Origin of the sequence: Mycobacterium lacus, assembly GCF_010731535.1 — a bacterium.
In the GTDB taxonomy this organism is placed as follows: Bacteria; Actinomycetota; Actinomycetes; order Mycobacteriales; family Mycobacteriaceae; genus Mycobacterium; species Mycobacterium lacus.
The window spans coordinates 4,418,896-4,439,870 of sequence record NZ_AP022581.1 but is presented as its reverse complement, the minus strand read 5'-3'; the positions used below and the strand labels follow the sequence as shown (position 1 = coordinate 4,439,870).

Below are 20,975 nucleotides of genomic sequence, written 5' to 3'. Positions count from 1 at the left end.
GCGTGCGGCTCATGCGTCGCGGCGTTGAGCGCTGTTGATCGCACGTCAACGAATACCATCGCGCGGGTGACGATCGGCGTCATGTGTGCAATCCCGCAGGAGCTGGCGCAACTGCGTAGCGTTCTGTCCGACGCCCAGCGCCACGAGCTGGCACGCACCACCTTCGACACCGGCGAGCTCGATGCGCACCGGGTCGTGTTGGCCGCGGCGGGGATGGGCAAGGTTAACACTGGACTGGTCGCCACCCTGCTCGCCGACCGATTCCGTTGCCGCATCATTGTTTTCACCGGCGTGGCCGGCGGGCTGGATCCCGAACTACGTATCGGTGACATAGTCATCGCCGACCGCGTCGTGCAGCACGATTTCGGTCTGCTTATCGACGAACGGCTGCAGCCCTATCAGCCGGGGCATGTTCCCTTCATCAATCCGACTGAACGGCTCGGCTTCCCGGTCGCAGCCGAACTGATGGAGCGCGTCAAACGCCGTCTCGAGGGCATTCACCTTCCGCCCCTGTCAGCCGTCGCAGGTGTCGGAAGCCGGGTGCCACGGATCAACTACGGCACCATCTTGACCGGCGACCAGTACTTGCATTGCGCGCGAACCCGCGACCGGCTGCACGACGACTTCGGCGGTCTCGCAATCGAAATGGAGGGTGGCGCGCTGGCCCAGATCTGCGAGTCCTTCGGTATACCTTGGTTGGTCATCCGTGCGCTCTCCGACCTTGCCGGCACCCGCTCCGGACTGGACTTCAACCGGTTTGCCGACGGCGCTGCGGCCAGTTCGGCCCGCATCTTGCGGTGGTTGTTGCCCGTCCTCGATGCCGTCGCCGATCGATAAAGCTAAAGTGCTGCGATAGAATTCACGCGGACCCCACCGGATGATGGCCCAGTGTAGACGGCCTGTCCGAAGGCAGATCCCCGTCTTCGGACGGTGGGTCAAGCAGGCCGTTTCCGGCCTCGCCCAATAGTGGGCTCGCTGCACTTCGGACAGACCACCGGGTTGCCCCGGCAATGACCACAATGGCACGCCGTCCGACTGCTCCTCGATGGCCGAAGGTCCTCAAGGTATCGGCCTAAAGTCACATGTGCGTCGGGACCCGGATGCGCGGGCGAGGTGTTTGGATTGCGACATGGCACACACCCTTCTCCCACCACCAGGAAATGACCGCGCCGCAATCGTGACCGGCGCTTCGTCAGGCATCGGCGAGGAATTCGCGCGAATACTCGCCGGGCATGGCTATCAGGTCGTGCTGGTTGCCCGCACTGCCGACCGCCTCCAACAGCTGGCCGAACGGTTGGGCCCGAACGCGTATCCGCTGCCTGCCGATCTATCCGATAGAACCGCCCGAGCGGGCCTGCTTGACCGGGTCAACGGGCTCGGACTGGTTCCCGACATCCTCATCAACAACGCGGGGTTGTCCACACTCGGGCTCGTCGCGAAATCGGTTCCAGCGAAAGAACTTTTACCTGGTCGAGGTCGATGTGGCAGCGGTGGTTGATCTGTGTAGCAGGTTCTTGCCCGGCATGGTTGCCCGCCATCGCGGCGCCATCCTGAACGTAGCGTCGATAGCCGCATTCGGCCCCCTGCCGGGACAAGCGGCGTATGGCGCCGCCAAGGCATTCGTGTTGTCCTACACCCATAGCCTGCGCGGTGAGTTGCGTGGCACCGGGGTCACTGCGACCGCGCTCTGTCCGGGGCCGGTAGACACCGGATTCGGTGAGGCTGCCGGGTTCACCAAGGAGGAAGCCGAGTCGGCCCTGCCGCGGGTTATGTGGATTCCCGCCGACCGGGTGGCGCGGGCCGGAATCGACGGCCTGGCGGCCGGGAAGGCCGTCGTCGTGCCTGGTCGTGTCAACCGGGTCTCTGCGGCCTTCTTCCGGGTCGCGCCACCCGGGTTGCTGTTGCCGGTGCTCGCGCGCAGCCACCCGGCAATGAAACGGAGCTAATCTGGCGTGTTCTTGATGCGCAACAAGGGCTTTATCAGGGTCTGACGCGGCTCAGTTTCCAAAGCCTCCGCCGGGAGACGGGACCGGCGCGCCAGGACCCGCGCCAAGACGACTGGCGGCGAAGGCCGCCCCCCGGTCGACCATCGCCCAGTCCTCGGCATACGTATCGTGCGCGGCGAAATTCATCCCGTCGGAGCACACCGGGTCTTCGGGAGCGCACACCTTGATGGTTTTGCCCTGGTACTGCGGGCCGATGACGATCGGCGGCTCGCCGAGGAAATTCATGGCCCGCACATTCGGCGCTCCGAACAGCACCACGGCGGCGACGTGGTCGGCCACCTCGGGCGCAAGCGGTTTGGGAACGGTCGCGGGATCGATCCCATCCGGGACCGTGGACGAGGTGACGAAGCCCATCACGGCGGCGCCTTGGGAGTAGCCGCCGAGCACCATCTTGGTCTGCGGACAGCTACTCGTCGTGGAAACGATGTGAGCGCCCGCGTCGCTGATGCCGTCGACGCCGGTGTCCCACTGGTCGATGGCCGGGTAGTTGACCGGATATACCTCCATCGACTTGGCCCCAATGCGCGACCGCAGGGAGTCGACGAACGCCTGTCCCGTGGGGCCAACGCCGGGCGGCTCGCCGGTGCCGCGAGCGAACACCACCTCCACGTCGGGGCACGGTTGGGCAGCCGCGGATGGGAGAGCGGCACCGGGAAGGACACAGGCGCTGACGCCCCATGCCGTGATGACCGCGGGACCAGCGAAACGGGCGACGTGACGTGGAATCATGCCGCAATTGTGCCCCAGCAGGCGCTTGGCTAAACCGGAAATTATCGACAACCAGGGCGGGTCCGAAACCGCTCGCGCGCGGCGACGGGCGGTAGCTTATGCGGTGAACGTGAACGCAACAGCAAGGTTCTTTCACGAAGCCTCCAAGAAGGCCGTGAAAACGGGTGCAGCCAGATTGGCCAACCCGGCGCGGGTTTCCGACCCCGACAAGCTGCGCCGAGTGGTCCGCGGCCAGACGATATTGGTGACCGGCGCGTCCTACGGAATCGGCGAAGCGACGGCCCGGAAGCTGGCCGCGGCGGGTGCGACGGTGCTGCTTGTCGCAAGATCCGTCGAAAGGCTCGACGACCTAGCAGCGTCGATCAACGCCGGCGGTGGGCACGCGGTCGCCTACCCGGCCGATCTGACCGACGAGGCCGCGGTCGGTGTGCTAACCAAGCGGATCACCCGGGACCATGGCCCGCCGGACGTCGTGGTAAGCAACGCGGGCAAATCGTTGCGCCGGTCACTGCATCACCAGTACGACCGGCCGCACGACTTCCAACGCACCATCGCCATCAACTATCTCGGGCCCGTTTGGCTGCTCCTCGGCGTGCTGCCGGCCATGCGCGAAAACGGCCGTGGGCACATCGTCAACGTTTCCAGCGTCGGCGTGCGCGTCGCGCCCGGCCCGCAGTGGGGCGCCTACCAGGCCTCCAAGGGGGCTTTCGACCGCTGGCTGCGCAGTGTCGCGCCGGAACTGCACGGCGACGGTGTGGACGTCACGACGGTTTATTTCGCATTGGTCCGCACCCGGATGATCGAGCCCACGCCCATCCTGCGCAGGCTGCCCGGTTTGTACCCCGGTGAGGCCGCCGATGCCATCGCGAAAGCGATCATCGAGCGGCCCCGCACGAACGCGCCGCCATGGGTGTGGCCCGCCGAGATAGCCTCGGTGCTGCTGGCCGGGCCGGCCGATCGGGCGGCCCGGCTGTGGCACCACCGGTTGTTCGCTGAGCCCGGCAACACGGCGGCCAGCACGGGAAGGGACTAGCGATGACGGACGGCGTGCTCACCACGGCGGCCCGGGCACTGCTGTCCTCCGGGCTGCTCAGGCCGCCCGGCCCCGTCGCAGCGTTGCGGCTCGCCCGTGAAATCTGCCGGGGCGGCACGAATCTCTACACGCTCCTCGCGATCGCGGCGGCTCGATGGCCGGATCGGACCGCGATCATCGACGACGACGGCGTCCTCAGCTATCGCGAGGTGCGGTCGATGACCGACGGGCTCGCGAGCCGGCTCGCCCGCGACGGGGTTGGCCCGGGCCAGGCGGTGGGCATCATGTGCCGCAACGGACGCAACTTCGTCACCGCGGCATTCGCCGCCGGCTTGGTGGGCGCCGACGTCGTGCTGGTGAATACCGACTTCCGCACCAACGCCCTCGCGGGCGCGCTGACTGCACACCGGATCCAGACGATGTTCGCCGACGTGGAGTTTGCGGGACAGACACCCGACGCAGGGGGCTCAGTCACGGTGATCGACCCGGCAACCGCAGGCACCGCGCAGGCCGGTTCGCGGCCCAAAGTCGCGGCGCCCGGCCGGATGGTTCTGCTGACCTCGGGCACGACGGGCGTACCGAAAGGCGTGCCACGCACCCCCCACCCGGGTTCGGGAGTGGGTGTGGGCGTGACCATTCTCGAACGCACGCGGCTGCGCGTCGGATCGCGAGTTGCGTTGGCGGTGCCGATGTTTCATGGGCTGGGCTTCGGCATCCTGATGCTTACCGTCGGGTTGGGCGGCACCGTGCTGACCCATCGGCGCTTCGACGCCGAAGCCACCCTCGCGCAGGCGTCGCTGCATGGCGCCGACGCGATGAGCGTGGTCCCGATCATGCTGGCCCGCATCCTGGACCTGCCCCAGCGGGTGCGGGCGCGAAACCCGCTGCCGTCCCTGCGGGTGGTGGTGTCCAGCGGCGACCGGCTCGATCCCAGCTTGGCGCGACGATTCATGGACGCGTACGGCGACGTTCTGTATAACCTCTACGGCTCCACCGAGGTCGGCATCGGCTCGCTGGCAACGCCGGCCGAATTGCGACGATTCCCGGAGACGGTGGGCAGGCCGGTCGCGGGGTGCCCGGTGCGCATCTTCGGCAAGAATGGCAGGCCCGTCGGGCCTGGCGTCACCGGTCGTATCTTCGTCGGCGGTGAACTGGGCGCCGAGGGCTATATCGGTGGCGGCGAAAAAGCCGTCATCGACCGCATGACCGGCACCGGCGACATGGGCTATCTCGACGAATCGGGCCGGCTGTACATCGTTGGCCGCGAGGACGACATGATCGTTTCTGGGGGAGAGAACGTATACCCGCGCGCGGTGGAAAATGCCCTCGCCGAACACCCCGACATCGCCGAGAACGCGGTCATCGGTGTTCCCGACGAGCGGTTCGGGCACCGCCTGGCCGCGTTCGTCGTCCCCCGGCCGGACAGCGACGTCGACGCGCCCGCGATACGGGAGTATTTGAAGGACAGGGTCTCTCGCTTCGAACAGCCCCGGGACATCCACATCGTCGGCAGCATTCCGCGCAACCCCGCGGGAAAGGTCTTGCGCAAGGAGTTGTCCGGCTAGGCACGCCCGAGTCGACGGCGTTTTCGGCTCAGGAAGCGTCGGCCAGGGCGGCGTCGAGTAGCCCGGTGAGATGTTTCCAGTACAGCCAGTCGGCGACGGCGGAGCGCTGGGTGGGCGGGTCGGGCGCGGTGTGGCCCTCGTCGACGGCGACGTCTTGGGCGTGGGCAGCGTAGGCGTGGAATGCGCGTAGGTGCGCCGCTTCGCGGCCGGTCAGGCTGCTGGCCATGGGCTTCATCACCTCGAACCACAACCTGCGTCGCCGGTTAGCCGACGGATTGGCGTTCACCAGCGCTGGCGGCAACAGGTCTATCAAATGCGGATCGGCGGTCGCTGCCAGCCGTGCCGCGGCCGCGGGGTCCACCACCTCCAGCCGGGAGCGGCCGGTCATTGCGCCGCTCGATGGGATGTCGTCGAGTTCCAACACCACCTTGGCCACGCCGGGGTCGGAAACGCCAAATTGCTCCTCGGTGGCGATTACCGCGCGCAACCCAGTGTTGTGATGGGCCGCCCAGCCCTGCACGGCCACCACCGGGAAGGTGGCCCAGCGCGCGCGCTCGATGGCGGGGATCCCCGCATCGGCGCTGACCATGGTCACCAGCTGCGGTAACCGCATCCCGTCGGGGATGTAGGCCAGCCCATAGCTGTTGGCCACCAGGATCGCGCCATCGGTGGTCACCGCGGTCACCCAGAAGAACCCGAGATTCTCCTCGTGGTCTCCGGGCGCGTTCAACGCGGCGGCGATGCGCCGCGCCAACTGCAGCGGATCGGTTCCGTCGCTGCTGCGGCGCGCGGGGCCGGCGATGGAGGCCGCAACGGCGGCGTCGCGTGCGGCGCGCGCCGCCGAAACCGGGATCAGTGCCATCGCGGCGGCATCCGCCGACTGGGTGCGATCGGTCGGCTTCGGGCGCGCAGCGGGCTCGTTCCGTGTAGGCGCCTGGGCGGCCCGTGCGGTCGCGGAATGGGCCGGCGGCCTATTTGAGGCCGCCGGCCCGGCGGCAGCACCCGACCCCGCGGCCGCGGCCTTGCCGCCCGGGCCCGTTGCGGCCGGTGCCATACCGATGGGCGATGCGCCAGTCGCTGCGATCGGCGCGACCGGCGGTGACGAGTCTTTCGACTTCGCGAAGCCCGCCGCCCGCTGGGTCGCCGACGCCGGAGTGAGCCTCTCGTGACGCACACCCGAACGTGTCAAGTGCGCTGTGGCCGCCGGGGTCACCGGTATCGCCGGTCCCCCGTCTGGGGCGCCCGGCGCCGAGGGCGCAGGCGCTGGAGGTGCTTCTGGGGCCGGCGTTGGGCTGACGCCTGGAGCGGGGGCCCCGGGTGACTGGGGGAACCATCCGGGTGAAACCGGCGCAGGGTTCACCGGCACGGACTGCGTGGGGCTGGGCCGCGGGTGCTCTCGCTCTACAGGGGGTGGTGTGGCTGGAAGTGTGACGGGGGGTGGTGTCTTCTGGTCGAGCAGATCCGTCAGGGCATTGTTCGGGGGCTTCCAGGTCTGGCTTGCCCGAATCTGCTCGGCGGTGTCGGCGACCACGCTGACATTCGCGCCGTGCGTCGTGCTCACCACCGTATTGATCGCGGTGGTTCGCTCGGCGGCAGTCAGGGTGCGGTCGTTCTCCAGGGCGTTGATCTGCCGCTGAGCGGCCTCCACGTTGTCGCCGATATTCGACTTGGCTTGCACGATCGACCCGGCGACATACTGGTGCCAGGTAATTGCGATGGCCAGATCGTCTTGCAGCGTTATCAACTGATCGACGTTGCTGCCGAGCTTGCTATTGGCGGCCTCGGCGGCACCGCCCGACCAGATGCCGCCGTCGAAGATCTGAGCTCGCTGGTGCTGGCTGGTCGCTAACACCTCGGTGATCTGCCGCAGAACCTCCGTGAGCGCCCGTGCCCGGTCATAGAAGGTGTCCTCATCGACTTCGGGCCACCCGGCCTGGCCGAGCATCTGCTCGACATACCCACCCGTCGGCTTCACGATGCCCATCGCCTGTACCTCTTTCATCGCCGGACACGCCGCCTCGATCACCCCGTCGGATGGGGGCAACCTACAAGACATTGAGTCGGGCGACTTGCGGCAAAAGCAACGATCAGCGTCGTTGACGTCAAGCGGTGGGTGTGACGTGGGCCGCCCCGAGCCCGCTATTTGGTTGGCCGCACCCGCCTCGCCTGGCCCGCGATGCTTTGCGCGGTATTCCTACGTGAACAGCCATTGCGTATGACGCAAAGCCCTATTCGTAACCTTCTACTGGACGCCGCCGTGTGGCCTGCATAACTTGCCCTTCAAAGGGCGCTGGTGAGGTCTCCTGCGCGCAACGTGTTATTCGCGCCGGTGAGGGACCTTGCATCTCAGGATGGCGGCCTTTGGCGGCTACCTCGTGGTGAAGGGAAAGGCGATGTCGTTCATCAACATGGGGCCGCCGGCCGTGGCGCGGGCGTCGGCTGCAGCCCGCACAGGGGCCGATACACGATGACGCAACCGCGGACGTCGAGTGTGAAGACAGAGGAACTCTTGGCCAGGGCGCAGGAGCTGGAGATCACCATCACACCACCCGCGGAGAATCCCCAAGCGCCGTGCAACCTTGCCATGGCCATCAACGCGGCCCAACAACTGGGATTTTCCGCCGACAACATGCGGGCCTACGTGGCCGCCGGCCAAAGGGAGTGGGCAAAGCTGGCGAAGTCGCTGCGGAACGCGGCTCGGGCGTACAAGAAGGTCGACGAGGGCGCGGCGCAGGCCGTGAACACCGGCCGCAATTCGGTGTCGCCCGCGACGCCCGGGCTCGCGCATGACGATCTACCCGCGGTGACGCTCAGCGACACCCAGGTAGTGGCGACGGCAGGCCCCCCGCAGTACGCCGACCTCAAACAGCGTGCGTTGGATATCGAGCAAGGTGACCAAGGGGCATCGTTGGACACCTTTGCGGACGCGTGGGAGGCAATGCAACAAACCTTGCAGCGGGCCGACTATCGATTCCGGCCCTTTCAAAACTGGGACGGCGCCGCGGCCGATGCCGTCGTGGCGAATTTCCAGCAACAAAGGACGTGGTTATCTCAAATGGCGGATTTGTGCGGAACGATGGTTGCGCAAGCCCGAGCCGCAGCGTCAACGCAACGCTGGGCTGCCCAGGAGCATATCTTGGTGCGAGGCAAGAGATACGGATACAACGACCTTGTAAACAGAATCGACCCATTATACGACAGGTTTCCTGCGTTACTTATGAAGTTCTACGCGGAATTGCAGCAAAAGTCGGATGACGTGATGGCCCAATACCCGACGAAGGCGGATTTACCGCTAGCACCAGTGAATCCGCCGAATCCGCCCACCGCCGACCCGACGCCAGTAAACCCAGATCCTGCGTCCATGGCAAATGGCGGATTGCCCTCCGACCCCTCCGACCAGACCCTCCCGAGCCTGACCGGATTGCCTAGCGTGCCGTTTATGCCGTTCACCGGCGTTCCGGTGACGCCGAGTGGTGCATTGTCGGCCGACGCCTTAAAGGATTTGAAGAAGGCGCCGGGCCCGTCAACAGGGGCAGGGTTCAAACCCGCGTCATATCGGGGTGGTGGGGTGCCGTCGATGCCGTTGCAATCCCAGGTGAACCCCGGAGAGGCGGTCGCGCTCGCCGGCACGCGTGAGGCCATGGGGCTAGGCGGTGCGAACCCCGCCGCGGGCGCCATGGGCGGTGGTGGTACCGGGATGGCGCCCCTGGGCGCACCCGGTGTGGGCCAGGGCCCGGGCGGCAAAGGCGCACGCGCACAACAGGACAACGAGTCGCTCTACACCGAGGACCGGCCGTGGACCGAGGGCCTCATCGGTAATCCGATGCACGCCCAGTCCGGCCGTAAGGACGCCAAATGACTATCGAGATGCACCCCCAGGTGGCTGAGGTGTTGCAGCAGATGCGGCGGGTTCAGTCGGCGCTCGAGGACGAACGGCACCGGACGGACACCGCGTCATACACGGGCACTGACCAAGCCAAGACCGTCGAAGTAACGCTCGACTGGCGGCATTGGCTCACCGGCCTGAATATCGAAGACGGCCTGCTTCGACTGGGCGCCGAAGAGGTGGCCCAGCGCGTCAACGAGGCACTGGGCAACGCACGCGCGACCGCGACAGCAGCCCTCGAAGCCGAGCAGCAGCGGCTCATCGCGTCACTTGCAGACATCGTCGGTGAGCTCCGGAAAGGATTGGGATTGAACTCAGGATCGGCGAAGTAGCTATTGCAGACAATTAGCCCGCGGAGCCGCCCATGAATGTAAAGCAAGGAACCACAGATGCCCTCTTCAGTTGTACAAGCCGTCAGGCTCATCGCTAGCTTGTCCGGCCTCAGCCAACAATTCGCCGGCATCGGCGTCGGCGGCAATAGCGGTGGCGGCGAATATATCGCGTCGATGGCGACCAGCATGAGCGGCGATGCGTTGGCTATGTTTGGTAGACCATTGGCCAGAAACATGATCACAAGAATGCTCGACGGCCGCCCGGCTTTCGGCAACCGGCTTATGGGTGATGTGGGAGCTGCGGGGAACGCCGCCGAGTTAATCCGGTGGGCCATCACCGTCGTTGATCTGTTGGAGCTTACGACGGGGTTTGGACCGCCAACCGAAGGTGATGACCTCAAGACTGGTTCGCAAAGATTCACCACGCTCTGCGAGCAGCTGAAATCGGCCCTTCCGGATTCCAGTTGGCAGGGTTCGGCGTCACAAGCCTATGCCGCCCAGGTCGCGACGCTTCAGAATCTCGCGCAAACGATGGCCGACCTGGACCTCAAGCTGGCACACCTGGTGAAGGATCAGGCCGACTGGGTCACCCATACACGATTGGCCATGGGAATAGTGAAGGCGCTCCTAGCCGCGGCATACCTGATCACTTTCGCCCTGATATATACGCCTGGGGTTGGCCCGGCCGCGGCGCGGGTTTTCGCACTGACAGTCGCCACGCTGGGGATCGCAACCGCCATAGGCATGCTCGGCACCTTGATCAATTTCTCGGTAAAAAACAGACAAAAGGCAAACGGCCTGGCCTCCCAATACCGCGAGGTGAGCACGGCCGCGGGTGCGGTTGCACAGGGCGCTCAGGCTCAGGCGCCGGCGGCCGTGCAGTCCACCGGTGCTGGCGTCGAGGCCAGCTCGGCGGGTATGGCCGGGCAGGAGGGCATGCCGAGCATTGCCGCGTTGGCCAACTCGAGATTGGCCAGCCAAGGCGCTTCGCCCACACAACGCGCCGCGCTGAGCGCTTTGACCGGCGATGGTGCAAGTCTTGGAGATGGTTGGCCCGCGGCCTTGTCCGGGTATGGCTCCCAAGCGGTGAATGGTGTCAACCCGGCGTTCGGACAGATAGGGCGGGTCGCTGCAATGGCCGCAATGGCCGCAAAGGGTCAAGGGGCTGTCGCTCCCGCAAAAACCGCTGCCGCGGAGGCCGCGCCCGTGGGCGCGCGCCCCGATGAGACCGCCCTCGCGGGCGACGCCGATGTTGGCGGGGCCGGCTCGGGCACAGAAGCTGCCGAGCGTGCGCCGATCCAGCCCGCCACGCACAGCGCGGAACCAGCTGAACCAGGAGCCACAACATCAGCAAGTTGAAACCACGACGTTAAGGAGACCAACCCATGCCGATCTTGACCGTCACACCCGATTATCTCGACGCACTGGCAGCCAAGCAGGACCAAGCCGCCGGCACGGCCGGATCCGCGGCCGCAGCGGCTGTTCACCTCAAAACCCAGGTCTGGGTGACCCACGGTGTGGCCTGCGGAGCCTCCAATGTGGGGTTTAGCAACGCTGAAGCTGCGCGCCGCAACGCGGGCCAGGCCATGAAACAGGCCTCCACCAGCCTGGCGGCCAAACTGCGTTCCGCCGCAACCGGCTACACCAGCACCGATGAGCAGACCACCACGGTCATCGACCAACAGGTGCGTTCCTCCTGATTCCGCTACCAATTTAGAAACGGGACGCCATGCCGCAGCACCTGCTCGGGAACGACGACGACCACGACGATCTGGCCGCCCTCGATTTCTCCGCGACCGACGACGACAACGGCGAAGAGTCGGCCGTTGACGCGTTGCGCGCGTACGCACCCACCGGCCCCGAAGACACCGAAACCGAGCTGGACGCCCTCCGCTTGCAGACCGGACAGCCCCAGGAAGAGGACGAAGAGGATGCCGTCCAGCTGTTCACGGTGACCAACCCCCCCGAGACGGTCTCCGTATCGGCGCTCATCGACGGCAGGATCGACCAGGTGGATCTGTCGGAGAAAGTGACGAGCATGACCGAATCCGAGCTCGCAGAGGAGATACTCGTCATTGCCGACCTGGCCCGGCAAAAAGGGCTGGCCGGCCGGTATACCTACCTGTTAGAAGAAGACGATTCGCTGCCGGATGCCCTGCGTGAAATGGAATCAGACGGCTGCGAGGCCGTGCATGATTTCGTGAATGGTATGGCGTTGTCGACACCGGAACAGGCGACGGCCGCACAGGCGGAAGTGTTTGCCACCCGATACGCGACCGATAACTGACCGCTCACGCGCGTGGTCTGTGATCACCGCGATGAGGAGAAGCCTTCGGGCCCGGCGCTGACGCTCAGCGGCGACCCCGGGGATGGCATTCGGCCACGCCTCAACCGCGGTCAGCGATATTGCCCCTGCGGAGCATCGCCCATTGCGTGTGTGCTCTGAATCAATCGCCTCAATCTCCGAAAGTACCGTCGCCCGCTTGGCCGGGAGTCGGCGGCTGTCCCGATGTTGCGGGCGGAATCGCCAGCGGGCGGCCACCGGCTATACCAGTGGCGTTGTGCGGGGAATGGTCTTCAACGTCCGGTGGTCCGGTGCGGCGCGTGCATCACCCGCGTCGGTCTCGGTGTCAGGCCGCTGCCGTGTGTCCTTGTTGTCCTCGTTGGTTTCGTCGGCTGACGTCTCCCCGGCGTGTGGCTGGCCGGCGCTGCCGTCCGTAGTGAGCTGCGCCGGTATCGGGCTAGCGCCCGGTCCTCTCGCCGATGCCGCTTGTACGCCCTGGGCCAAGCTCTGGGCGAGAGGCGACACTCCGCCGATCGCCACCATCGGCAGCGATGTCGTCAAACCAAGCTGCGCCGCTGTCCGCAACGGCCCGGCTGCCATCGCATCAAGTTGCGACGCCGCACTTTTCAGCTGACCGAATGTGCGGCCCAGCGCCTGATCGATCTCGGCATACATGGCAGCTGCGCTCGCGATAGCGGATCCCGTTTGGGTAAGGGAGGCTTGAACGGCAGGCAGCCCGTCAACCACCGGCGATTCGATACTGGGCAAGGTCGAATTGATCGCCGCCGCAGTCGGATCCGTTCCGGTTACTGCTTCCGGTGCCGGAAGCACCGGAAAAGTCATATTTCCCAATTTCGTCGCTGCAGCGCTCAGGCCGGAAGGATCGACGGCCAGTATCTTTACCATCTCCCAATCTCCTATGCAAATTTCGGATCCGGCAAATTTGCCTCTTCCATCAATGCGACGGAACACAAGAAGAGGCGAGTTCTCCGTTGAACTCGCCCAATCTTCTCCCCCGCCGACCTAGGTGAACATGCCGGTGATGGAAGACTCGGTTTGGGACATCGCCTGCCCGGACTCACTGATCGTTCGCGCTAGATTCTGCAACGAAGAGTTCAGTTCATTGGCGGTGTCGTCCCATTTCTGCTGGACCGCTTGGTAGGCCTCCGAGCCGGATCCGCCCCATGCCGCAGCGAGGTTGGTCAGAGACCTTTTCCCTTCTTCGAGAAGGCCCTGGGTTGCTTGGAACGATCCCAGGATTTCGCCCGCCCCGGCCTCGATACCGGCGAAATTCCAGTGCTGTGAGGTCATATTATTGCTCCGTCTCTTTCGGCAAGGATTAGAACTGCATCTGCGCGGCCAGCGCTTGGTGCTGTTGGTCATCGGCAGCGGCGTACTGCCCCCCGGCGGCGTGGATGTTGGTCGAGATGTCGTTGAGTTCCTGAATCTGCTTGGTGGCCGCCTCGTGGAAGCGAAGCAGCGCGGCCTGGGCGGCAGTGCCCGCCTGGCCACGCCACTGGCTGGCCAACGAGCTTGCCGTCGACTCCACCTTCGCGATCTGGTTCTTGAGGTCGCCGGAGATCCGCTCGAAGTTTCTTGCCTCCGTAGCGAGGGTCGCGGCATCGGTTTTCATCTCTGCCATGCTGAACTTCATCTCTCTCTTCGGTGTGACCTCGCCAAATGATGGCGAGTCTTCCGGCGCGGGTGGCCGGGAAGTCCGTCAATATGGGGCGCGCTCACCAGTCCTCCTGGTGGTCGCACGTTTCGTGCTCTGCTTCTTCCGGCTCCTCAGCGGGCCGCGCAGGCACCGTCAGACCTGGCCTGGCGGAAGCGCCGGATTGCGCGCCGTGGCCTATCACGGCCATGGGAGCGCCGCCGCCCACCGCAGCCGGTTCCGCGCTGGCGGCGGCCGGCACCACCGCGGGAGTTGCCGGTTTGTCGATCAGACTCGCCATCAGCGGCGTCTGGGCCAACGACCCACCCGCACCGGGCAATGAATGCGCGCGTATCAGTCCGTTGCCCATGCTTGGGCCCGATCCGCCGGCCAATGGGTGGTTGGACAGCGGGCTGACACCGAGCAGGCCCATCTGCGCGCCGTCGTCGGCCAGACTGGCGCCGGCCGTACTGCCCGTCTGGCCGAACAACGACGTCACCTGCTCAAGGGGCGCGATTAACTGCTGCATGGATATGGCGGCCTGCCCCGCGAGCTGGGTAACCGTCGGTTGGAGTGGCAAGGCGCCAGCTGGGATGGCGGCTTTGGGCGCCAACGCGGCTAGCTGGCTTGCGCCGGAAACAACGATCGGTGCCGCTGCCTCGATCTTCTCGAAACGCGTGATGATTGCGGTTTCGGCTTGGTAGACGTCCATCGCAGACGCGGCCTGATTCCACATGCGGATGAAATAATCCATTTCCTTGACCGCAATTGGCACCGTGTTAATACCGAAAAAGTTGGTGGCAGTAAGGACTGCACGGGTGATGTGGTTGGCCGCGATCTCGGGCAGCGACGGTGTTGTCTCTAGCGCCTGCATATATGCCGCGGCTTGCGCCGTGGCCCGCTGCCCCCGCAGTTTCGCCTGTACGGCGGCGTTTTGCAGCCAAGTCACCATCGGCATCGCAGCAGCGATCGCACGCTCGCTGCTTCGCCCCGTCCACGCCTCGCCGAGGGAGCGCAGTTGCACCGACAACTCGACGGCTTGAGTGTCGAACGCCACCGCCAGGGCCGCCCACCCCGCGGCGGCCTCCAACATTGGCGCCGGACCTGCGCCGGCCATTAACCTCGCGGTGTTCAGCTCCGGTGGCATCGCGTGCCACAGCATGGTTACCACCCCACCGTTGTTTGCTATGTTTTCGGACTCAGCGGCTACACCAATCTGCCCGCGGCGCCGGCGTCCACTTCCGGATGGGTGCGGGCGATCTCTCATAACGCCTCGCCCGCCCTACCCCGTTAATGCCCACACCCTGTATTAGGGGTTCTCTCGACACGGTTCTGATGACGAGATCACGCTATGCAGCCTGGCGTATCGCGTCCAGTAAAAGGTTGCGAACATGGCTTTGCGTCATCCGCAAATATTGCGCGTTCTGGCGGGAACGACCTGCCGCCGCCCGCCACGTGATTGATCCGATTGGGCATAGGTCTAGACAACGGTCATGAAACGCACTCGTTTGCCGGTTAGCTAGGCGGTGCGGAACCTCACTCCTGATCGGGTGTCACCACGCCGACGGTTTTGGCCAACCACTTGGGTGCCAGCGCGGAGACCGCGGTGGCTCCGGCGGTGGCAGTGAACACGCCCGACCAGGCGATCGGCCCCAGCGGCGTGCAGCCGAAAAACTGGCTGACGACCGGGGTTTGGATGATGCCGATCAAGACGCCCGCGCTGCCCAACGCGGTCGCCACGACCAGCGGGCTGTGCCGCCGAGCCAGCAGGGTCTGCGCCAGCTGCGTGGTCACCAGGGCGGTCAATCCCATTGTCGCCGTGCGCCTTTCGCTGCCCGGTGTCCAGCGTCCGATGGCCCAGGCCGCCGTCGCGCCGGCGGCCGTGACGACGCCGCGGTTGACGATCTGGCGCATCAGCGGCGCGTCGAGCGACGGCGGTGGTTCGGTCAGAACGGCGCGCTGGCGCGCACGCCGCACCTCCTCGACCTCTTCCTCGCTTCGGTCCGTATCCTCTTCCGGTTCGTCATACTGCGAGGTGACGGCCACCGCCAGCGCGGGGAACATATCGGTGAGCAGGTTCACCAACAGCAGCTGACGGGTCCCCACCGGCGCCCGCCCGGCACCGAATGCCGTCCCGATGATGGTGAAGAGAACTTCGCCGACATTGCCGCCGACCAGGATCGTGACCGCGTCACGGACGCCGGCCCACATGCTGCGGCCCTCGACCAGCGCGTCGAGCAGCACGCCCAGATCGTCGTCGGTCAAGACGATGTCGGCGGCCCCACGCGCGGCCGACGAACCACGACCGCTCACCCCGATGCCCACGTCGGCCATCCGGATGGCGGCGGCGTCGTTGGCGCCGTCGCCGACCATGGCCGTCACCCGACCGCAGCGCTGCAGCGCCGCCACAATCTGGACCTTTTGCTCCGGGCTGACGCGGGCAAAGACCTGAACGTCGGCGGCGAGTTCGGCATGCGCTTCCTCGTCGAGGATGGCAAGTTCGGCGCCGGTCACTACTCGCGCATCCTCCGGCAGCCCCAACTGGCGGGCGATCGCGCGTGCGGTGATCGGGTGGTCGCCGGTGATCAGCACGACGTTGCGCTGGGCGTCCAGCAGCTCTTCGATCAACGGCCGCGCGGATGGCCGTGCGGTGTCGGCTAATCCCACATAGCCGATCAGCTCAAGCTCGTGGGCGGCGGCGTCGACGGCGTCGGCGTCTGTGTCGTCGTCGGCGGTCTCGTGCTCCCAACGCCGCCGCGCCACCGCGAGCACGCGCAAGCCCTGCGCGGCGAGGTTGTATACCAAAGACTCGGCGTGCTGGTAGTCGGTGTCCGGATCGGCGAATCGGCAGCGCGGGAGGATCGTCTCCGGGGCGCCCTTGAGCATCAGGACGGGTGCCGCGTCGGTGCCGAGTATGCCGATGGCGGCAGCGAAGCCGCGACTGGATTCGAACGGCACCTCGGCGAGCACAGTCCACTCCGAATCGCCTTGGTCGCCAAGCGAACTCGCCGCCGTGAGGATTGCCTCGTCGGTGGCGTGCGCGTGCCCTTGGCCGTCGTGCGGCTGCGTGGACGCGCGCGCGGCGGCCCGCAGCACCTCCGCGGCGAGCGGATCGGTCGCATTGGGATACGGACCCAGCGGTGCGCAGTCGCCCGGCACGGCGTACACGACGCGCAGGCGGTTCTCGGTGAGCGTGCCGGTCTTGTCGAAACATATGGTGTCGACCCGGCCCAGCGCCTCGATGGTGCGCGGAGAGCGCACCAGCACCCCGTGCTCGGTGAGCCGCTGAGCGGCGGCGAGCTGGGAAAGGGTGGCCACCAACGGCAGGCCTTCCGGGACCGCCGCCACCGCGATGGCGACGCCGTCGGCCACCGCTTGCCGCAGTGAGGCACGACGCAGCATCGCCAAACCGGTCACCGCCGCGCCGCCCGCGAGGGTCAGCGGAAGGACCTTTCTGGTCAGCTCGCGCAGCCGGGCCTGCACCCCCGCCGAGGTTTCGACGTGGGCGACGGCCGCGATGGCGCGGTGGGCGGCGGTGCCGACCCCGGTCGCCACCACGATCGCGCGGGCATGTCCGGCGACGATGGTGCTGCCCTCGAACAGCATGCTGGCCCGGTCGGCCTCGTTGACGGCGACCGGGTCCACCTGCTTGTCCACCGGCAGCGACTCCCCGGTGAGGAGGGATTCGTCGACCTCGAGGTCGTCGGCCACCAACAGACGGGCGTCCGCCGGGACCACCTCCGGCGCGGCCAGGTCGATGACATCGCCGACCCGCAGCGACTTCGCGGACACCGTGACCGTGCGCGTGGCGTGTCGGGCCGCCTCCAGCCGCCGGCGGGTCGTCGCCACGGCCGGGACCACGACGCGGCGGACCAGTTGGTCTTGCTCGGCGAACAGCTCCGCGGCCGCCGCCTCGGCCCGCAATCGTTGTACCCCACCGGTTATCGCGTTAACGGTCATCACGCCCGCGACCAGCAGCGCGTCGATGTTGCTGCCCACAATGGCCGATGCCGCGGCTCCGACCGCCAGGATTGGCGTCAGCGGATCGGCGAGCTCGTGCCGCGTGGCCACCGCCAGCCGTCCCAAGGCTTGTGCTGGACGGCGCAGTGGCGCCATCACCGGTTCGTAGGACAGGTCGTCCAGAATGCGTCGCCAGGCGGGGACTCCGGGCTCGACGGCCAGCGGCCGGGCACCCCCGGCCAGCCGCGAGTAGACGATCTCGGGGTCGAGTGCATGCCAGGCAGTCAGCGGTTGCGGGGTGGGATCGGCCAGCCGCAGCACCCTGCTGGCCGACCACGTTCCCGATATCAAAGCCGTCGCGGCGGCCGCGTTGACGGGATTGAACCAGCGACGGAAGCTCGCCGGGTTGCTGGTTCTTTCCTTCTCACCGGTAACCAGCAGCAGCCCCGCCAGCGTCGTGCCGCCCTGGGCAAGGTGCACGGCTGATTCGCTGGCGGCACGGGCGACGGGAATCGCCGACAGAATTCGCACCGCCGCCGCGAGGTCGGTGCCGGTGATGATGTCGGCGGTCCATGGTGTCGCGGCGCGCGGATCGTCGAGGGCCACCCCCACGTCGGCGATGGCCAGGGCGGCCAACGTATCGGTCGATGCGAAGTCTCGGTGCAGCGCGGTGATCAGCAATACCGGCCCTCGATCCGTCCGCAGCTCACGCACTAGCTTCAGCAGCGGCGTCCCGGGCGGATGTGTGGAGCCAACGCTCGCCGACAGATCTTCGGTACCGGCGACGTGACGCAAGACCACCCGGGCCCCGGTTCGGTGTGCGGTCTGCAGGAGCGGGATCGAGTAAGGGTCGACCTCCCACCCCACGGCGACGCCGCCCACGCGCTGACCGTCGACCACGAGGTCGGCGTGTTCCAGACCCTGTGCGGGCGTTGCCGACGAACCCTGCGGCGCAATCCATCTCAGCCGCGCGCCGGTGGCCGGTAACTCGTCGGGGTCGGGTTCGGGTGCCACCTCCCCATGGAGCAGCGCGTCGGCAACCTCGTAGACGCGGTCGGCGTCCCAGCCGGGTTCGTCTCCGTGCGCGTGGAGGACGGCGCGGTGGTCGCCGCGCAGCGCTGCGCCGTCGATAACGACCACCTGCACCCGGTCCAGCCGGCGCAAGGCACCCGGGTCGAGCACCAGTTGCCCGGCGTTGGCGAGCCCGCGGCCCAAAGTCGCGGCGAACGCCTGCCGGCCCATGTGCGCGGCTCGTGGCACCCCGGCCAGGATCGCCCCGGCCGCGTCTTCGGTGCCACCGCCGGCCAGCAACGCGCCTGCCGCGGCGATCAATGAACCATTCGCCGCCGAATCGACGTAGCTCTCCACCGGCCCCTTCATCGACCCCTTTGCGGTGTCGATTGCCGCGTCGATGGATCCACCGACCACGACGTGTGAGGCCTCACCGGCCGCTGCGGCTGCCCAACTGTGCCGCGGCTCGTGCGACTTCGCACCCGCCGACGAGATGACCGGGACCACCGGAGCCTGCGGCCGCCTGGGGGAGGCCAGCTGGGGCTCGCGATCCCGCCAAACCCGACGGTGAGCCGCCGCTTCGGAGATTTGCAGGCTGCGTTGCACCAGGTCGAGTAGGGGCGTGCCGACCGCTTGGGTTAGCCCGTTTGCCGCCGCCGTCGTGGCCGCGAGGGCAATATCGGTGCCCACCCGACCCAGCCGCGACTCCAGGAGTGCCACCATTCGCGGTTGGTGGTTGATCAGAGCGACCGCAGCACGGGTGGTTCGCGGCGCGGCGGGCAGCCGCGCGACCCAGCCGGTGAGTGCGGCACTCATCGCCATGAGATCCATTGCCGCAGCGGTCAACGGCACCAAAATCGCCAATGGGTTACCAGGGTCGGCGAACGGCGCGGACTTCGGCACCGACCCCGGGCCGGTCAGGAATATGTCCGCCGCCACGGCGCAAACCGTGTCACGCACCTGATCCAGGACGCTGTCGCTGTCCGCGTCGGCGTCCAGTTCGATCACCAGCCGGCCCAACGAGCCCTCGATGTGGGCCTCGGCCACGCCCGGGATCCTGCGCACCGGTTCTTCAACCACCGCCGCATGCTCATGCCAGCGAGGGAATGGCAACAGCGGATCCAGGTCCAGATGCACCCGCTGCCCGCTGCGCCAACGCACCGGCGGCTCGACGCGGTCGGCGGTGCCGTTGGCGAAATTGCTCGTCCCAAAGACTCGGCCGGTTGACTGGGCGGCCGACTGCACCACTGGGCCAACCAGTTCCATCACCGGGCTGGCCAGCATCTGCATTGTGCTGGCGGCACCAGCCGCGCCTTGCGCGCCCGCCCGCACCGCCTGCCCTACTCCACCGGTCACGCCAGCGACGACACTGGCCACACCCGGAATCTTCATGCGCCACCCTTCAATGAGGCCTTCCGCCTAATACTGCTGGCGTGTTACGGGCCTGTCCACATTGGGGGTCGCGTGCGCAGCGGCGTGTTGCATTCCCGGTACGCGGCTCACCGGCTTGGTGGCAGACCGAATGTGGTGAACAGCCCCGGATCGAGAAAGACGGTAACGCCGGCGATTCCGGCGGTGCCCTTGTCCGCGACCGTCGTCAGGACGTGTATGGAATGGGCCCGCATGACGCGGTCCTCGCTGCGGCGATACTCGGCCGCGGCGGGTTGCCCGTTGGCGGCCGTCGGGATCATCACGATATCGCCGGCCTTGGTGACGGCACGTGCGGCAAGGAAGCGCAGTACGGTGTCGCGGCCGGTGAACCACACAGGCACAGGCGGCATTTCGAGCTTGACGTCGGCTTGCAGCAGCTCGGTGAGGGCGGCCATGTCGGCGTTCTCGAACGCCGCGCAGTAGCGGTCGAGCAATTCGCGGCGCTTGGCCGGTTTATCCCAGTCGGGCTCGGCCACGCGTTCTTCGGTAGGGGAGGTCTCGGCCAGACGGGCGCGGGCCCGCTGCAGGGCGGAATTGACCGCGGCGGGCGTGGTCTCGAGCAGCTCGGCGACCTCGGCCGCGCTGAACTGCACCACGTCGCGCAGGATCAACACGGCACGCTGTCGCGCCGGCAGCTCCTGCAGGGCCGTCATCACGGCCAGGCGGACGCTTTGCCTTGCGGCCAAGGCGGTCTCCGGGGTCTCGAACACGCGCGCGTCGGGGATCGGCTCGAGCCAGTCATGAGCGCCCCGTTGAAAGGCCGCGACGTCGAGACTGGCATTCGGGTCGACCGAGGCGTCGCCCAGCCCGGCCGGCAGCACACGGCGGCCGCGGCTCCGAAGCGCACGCAGGCACGCGTTCGTCGCGATTCGGTACAGCCAGGTCCGCAGCGCGGCGCGTTCTTCGAACGCTTCGTACCCGCGCCAGGCTTGCAGGTATGTCTCCTGGACGAGATCTTCGGCGTCATGCACCGAACCGAGCATGCGGTAGCAGTGCGCGATCAGCTCGGCCCGAAAAGGTGCCGCCTGCTCGATGAAGTTCTCCCGGACCGGCATGTCGTGCTCCTTCCTGCATCCCGATTGAC

Annotated in this window: 16 protein-coding genes and 1 pseudogene; 9 read left to right on the top strand and 8 right to left on the bottom strand. The window is 66.9% G+C overall.

Going from position 1 to position 20,975, the window contains the following annotated elements; translation table 11 throughout:
* Positions 1-81 precede the first annotated feature (81 nt).
* Positions 82-837: a 5'-methylthioadenosine/adenosylhomocysteine nucleosidase gene (locus G6N24_RS20390; protein WP_139822585.1), complete on the top strand. Its 756-nt coding sequence runs from the start codon at positions 82-84 to the stop codon at positions 835-837.
* 292 nt (positions 838-1,129) lie between these two features.
* Positions 1,130-1,946, top strand: a pseudogene (locus G6N24_RS20385) (SDR family NAD(P)-dependent oxidoreductase).
* 51 nt (positions 1,947-1,997) lie between these two features.
* Here the strand turns inward: G6N24_RS20385 and G6N24_RS20380 are convergent.
* Complete coding sequence (locus G6N24_RS20380; protein ID WP_179963448.1) at positions 1,998-2,735, bottom strand: cutinase family protein; 738 nt, start codon at positions 2,733-2,735, stop codon at positions 1,998-2,000.
* 154 nt (positions 2,736-2,889) lie between these two features.
* Here G6N24_RS20380 and G6N24_RS20375 point away from each other — a divergent pair, with 154 nt between their 5' ends.
* Together G6N24_RS20375 and G6N24_RS20370 are read left to right on the top strand one after the other, a co-directional pair.
* Positions 2,890-3,768 (top strand): SDR family NAD(P)-dependent oxidoreductase, encoded by an 879-nt coding sequence (locus G6N24_RS20375; protein ID WP_232070833.1) that lies wholly within the window; start codon positions 2,890-2,892, stop codon positions 3,766-3,768.
* Positions 3,769-3,770: 2 nt separating this feature from the next.
* The gene (locus tag G6N24_RS20370) at positions 3,771-5,333 is read left to right on the top strand and encodes an AMP-binding protein (RefSeq protein WP_085162542.1); all 1,563 of its coding nucleotides are present in this window, start codon (positions 3,771-3,773) and stop codon (positions 5,331-5,333) included.
* A 28-nt stretch (positions 5,334-5,361) separates the two neighbouring features.
* Here G6N24_RS20370 and G6N24_RS20365 read toward each other — a convergent pair whose 3' ends face one another.
* Positions 5,362-7,377 carry a secretion protein EspK gene (locus G6N24_RS20365; protein ID WP_372514536.1) on the bottom strand — a complete coding sequence of 672 codons (2,016 nt, stop codon included), beginning with the start codon at positions 7,375-7,377 and terminating at the stop codon, positions 5,362-5,364.
* A gap of 447 nt (positions 7,378-7,824) precedes the next feature.
* Here G6N24_RS20365 and espB point away from each other — a divergent pair, with 447 nt between their 5' ends.
* The 5 genes from espB (at position 7,825) to G6N24_RS20340 (ending at position 11,838) form a co-directional block, all read left to right on the top strand.
* Complete coding sequence (gene espB, locus G6N24_RS25410; RefSeq protein ID WP_139822580.1) at positions 7,825-9,192, top strand: EspB family ESX-1 secretion system-associated protein; 1,368 nt, start codon at positions 7,825-7,827, stop codon at positions 9,190-9,192.
* Complete coding sequence (locus G6N24_RS20355) at positions 9,189-9,551, top strand: YbaB/EbfC family nucleoid-associated protein (RefSeq protein WP_085162544.1); 363 nt, start codon at positions 9,189-9,191, stop codon at positions 9,549-9,551. Before espB ends, G6N24_RS20355 begins: the two co-directional genes overlap by 4 nt.
* Before the next feature lie 174 nt (positions 9,552-9,725).
* Positions 9,726-10,910 (top strand): EspA/EspE family type VII secretion system effector, encoded by a 1,185-nt coding sequence (locus G6N24_RS20350; protein WP_163745580.1) that lies wholly within the window; start codon positions 9,726-9,728, stop codon positions 10,908-10,910.
* Between the two features lie 26 nt (positions 10,911-10,936).
* Positions 10,937-11,251 (top strand): ESX-1 secretion-associated protein, encoded by a 315-nt coding sequence (locus tag G6N24_RS20345; RefSeq protein WP_085162546.1) that lies wholly within the window; start codon positions 10,937-10,939, stop codon positions 11,249-11,251.
* Between the two features lie 29 nt (positions 11,252-11,280).
* On the top strand, positions 11,281-11,838 hold the full coding sequence (locus tag G6N24_RS20340) for a DUF2694 domain-containing protein (protein WP_139822582.1): 558 nt from the start codon (positions 11,281-11,283) through the stop codon (positions 11,836-11,838).
* A gap of 258 nt (positions 11,839-12,096) precedes the next feature.
* Here G6N24_RS20340 and G6N24_RS20335 read toward each other — a convergent pair whose 3' ends face one another.
* The 6 genes from G6N24_RS20335 to G6N24_RS20310 all read right to left on the bottom strand — a co-directional run bounded on the left by G6N24_RS20335 (position 12,097) and on the right by G6N24_RS20310 (position 20,946).
* Positions 12,097-12,807 (bottom strand): hypothetical protein, encoded by a 711-nt coding sequence (locus tag G6N24_RS20335; protein ID WP_139822583.1) that lies wholly within the window; start codon positions 12,805-12,807, stop codon positions 12,097-12,099.
* A gap of 51 nt (positions 12,808-12,858) precedes the next feature.
* Positions 12,859-13,146, bottom strand: coding sequence for a WXG100 family type VII secretion target (locus tag G6N24_RS20330; protein ID WP_085162548.1), 288 nt, complete (start codon positions 13,144-13,146; stop codon positions 12,859-12,861).
* Between the two features lie 28 nt (positions 13,147-13,174).
* The gene (locus G6N24_RS20325; RefSeq protein ID WP_085162558.1) at positions 13,175-13,477 is read right to left on the bottom strand and encodes a WXG100 family type VII secretion target; all 303 of its coding nucleotides are present in this window, start codon (positions 13,475-13,477) and stop codon (positions 13,175-13,177) included.
* 94 nt (positions 13,478-13,571) lie between these two features.
* Positions 13,572-14,651 carry a PPE family protein gene (locus G6N24_RS20320; protein ID WP_085162549.1) on the bottom strand — a complete coding sequence of 360 codons (1,080 nt, stop codon included), beginning with the start codon at positions 14,649-14,651 and terminating at the stop codon, positions 13,572-13,574.
* Between the two features lie 374 nt (positions 14,652-15,025).
* The gene (locus G6N24_RS20315; protein WP_085162550.1) at positions 15,026-19,852 is read right to left on the bottom strand and encodes a cation-translocating P-type ATPase; all 4,827 of its coding nucleotides are present in this window, start codon (positions 19,850-19,852) and stop codon (positions 15,026-15,028) included.
* A 107-nt stretch (positions 19,853-19,959) separates the two neighbouring features.
* On the bottom strand, positions 19,960-20,946 hold the full coding sequence (locus tag G6N24_RS20310) for a sigma-70 family RNA polymerase sigma factor (protein ID WP_085162551.1): 987 nt from the start codon (positions 20,944-20,946) through the stop codon (positions 19,960-19,962).
* Positions 20,947-20,975: the final 29 nt, after the last annotated feature.

Bases quoted from the DNA above. Each gene is read 5' to 3' on its own strand.
- G6N24_RS20325 (WP_085162558.1), bottom strand. From the start codon at position 13,477: ATGGCAGAGATGAAAACCGATGCCGCGACCCTCGCTACGGAGGCAAGA.
- G6N24_RS20350 (WP_163745580.1), top strand. From the start codon at position 9,726: ATGGCGACCAGCATGAGCGGCGATGCGTTGGCTATGTTTGGTAGACCA.
- G6N24_RS20340 (WP_139822582.1), top strand. From the start codon at position 11,281: ATGCCGCAGCACCTGCTCGGGAACGACGACGACCACGACGATCTGGCC.
- G6N24_RS20380 (WP_179963448.1), bottom strand. From the start codon at position 2,735: ATGATTCCACGTCACGTCGCCCGTTTCGCTGGTCCCGCGGTCATCACG.
- G6N24_RS20330 (WP_085162548.1), bottom strand. From the start codon at position 13,146: ATGACCTCACAGCACTGGAATTTCGCCGGTATCGAGGCCGGGGCGGGC.
- G6N24_RS20320 (WP_085162549.1), bottom strand. From the start codon at position 14,651: ATGCTGTGGCACGCGATGCCACCGGAGCTGAACACCGCGAGGTTAATG.
- G6N24_RS20390 (WP_139822585.1), top strand. From the start codon at position 82: ATGTGTGCAATCCCGCAGGAGCTGGCGCAACTGCGTAGCGTTCTGTCC.
- G6N24_RS20315 (WP_085162550.1), bottom strand. From the start codon at position 19,852: ATGAAGATTCCGGGTGTGGCCAGTGTCGTCGCTGGCGTGACCGGTGGA.
- G6N24_RS20345 (WP_085162546.1), top strand. From the start codon at position 10,937: ATGCCGATCTTGACCGTCACACCCGATTATCTCGACGCACTGGCAGCC.
- G6N24_RS20310 (WP_085162551.1), bottom strand. From the start codon at position 20,946: ATGCCGGTCCGGGAGAACTTCATCGAGCAGGCGGCACCTTTTCGGGCC.
- G6N24_RS20370 (WP_085162542.1), top strand. From the start codon at position 3,771: ATGACGGACGGCGTGCTCACCACGGCGGCCCGGGCACTGCTGTCCTCC.
- G6N24_RS20355 (WP_085162544.1), top strand. From the start codon at position 9,189: ATGACTATCGAGATGCACCCCCAGGTGGCTGAGGTGTTGCAGCAGATG.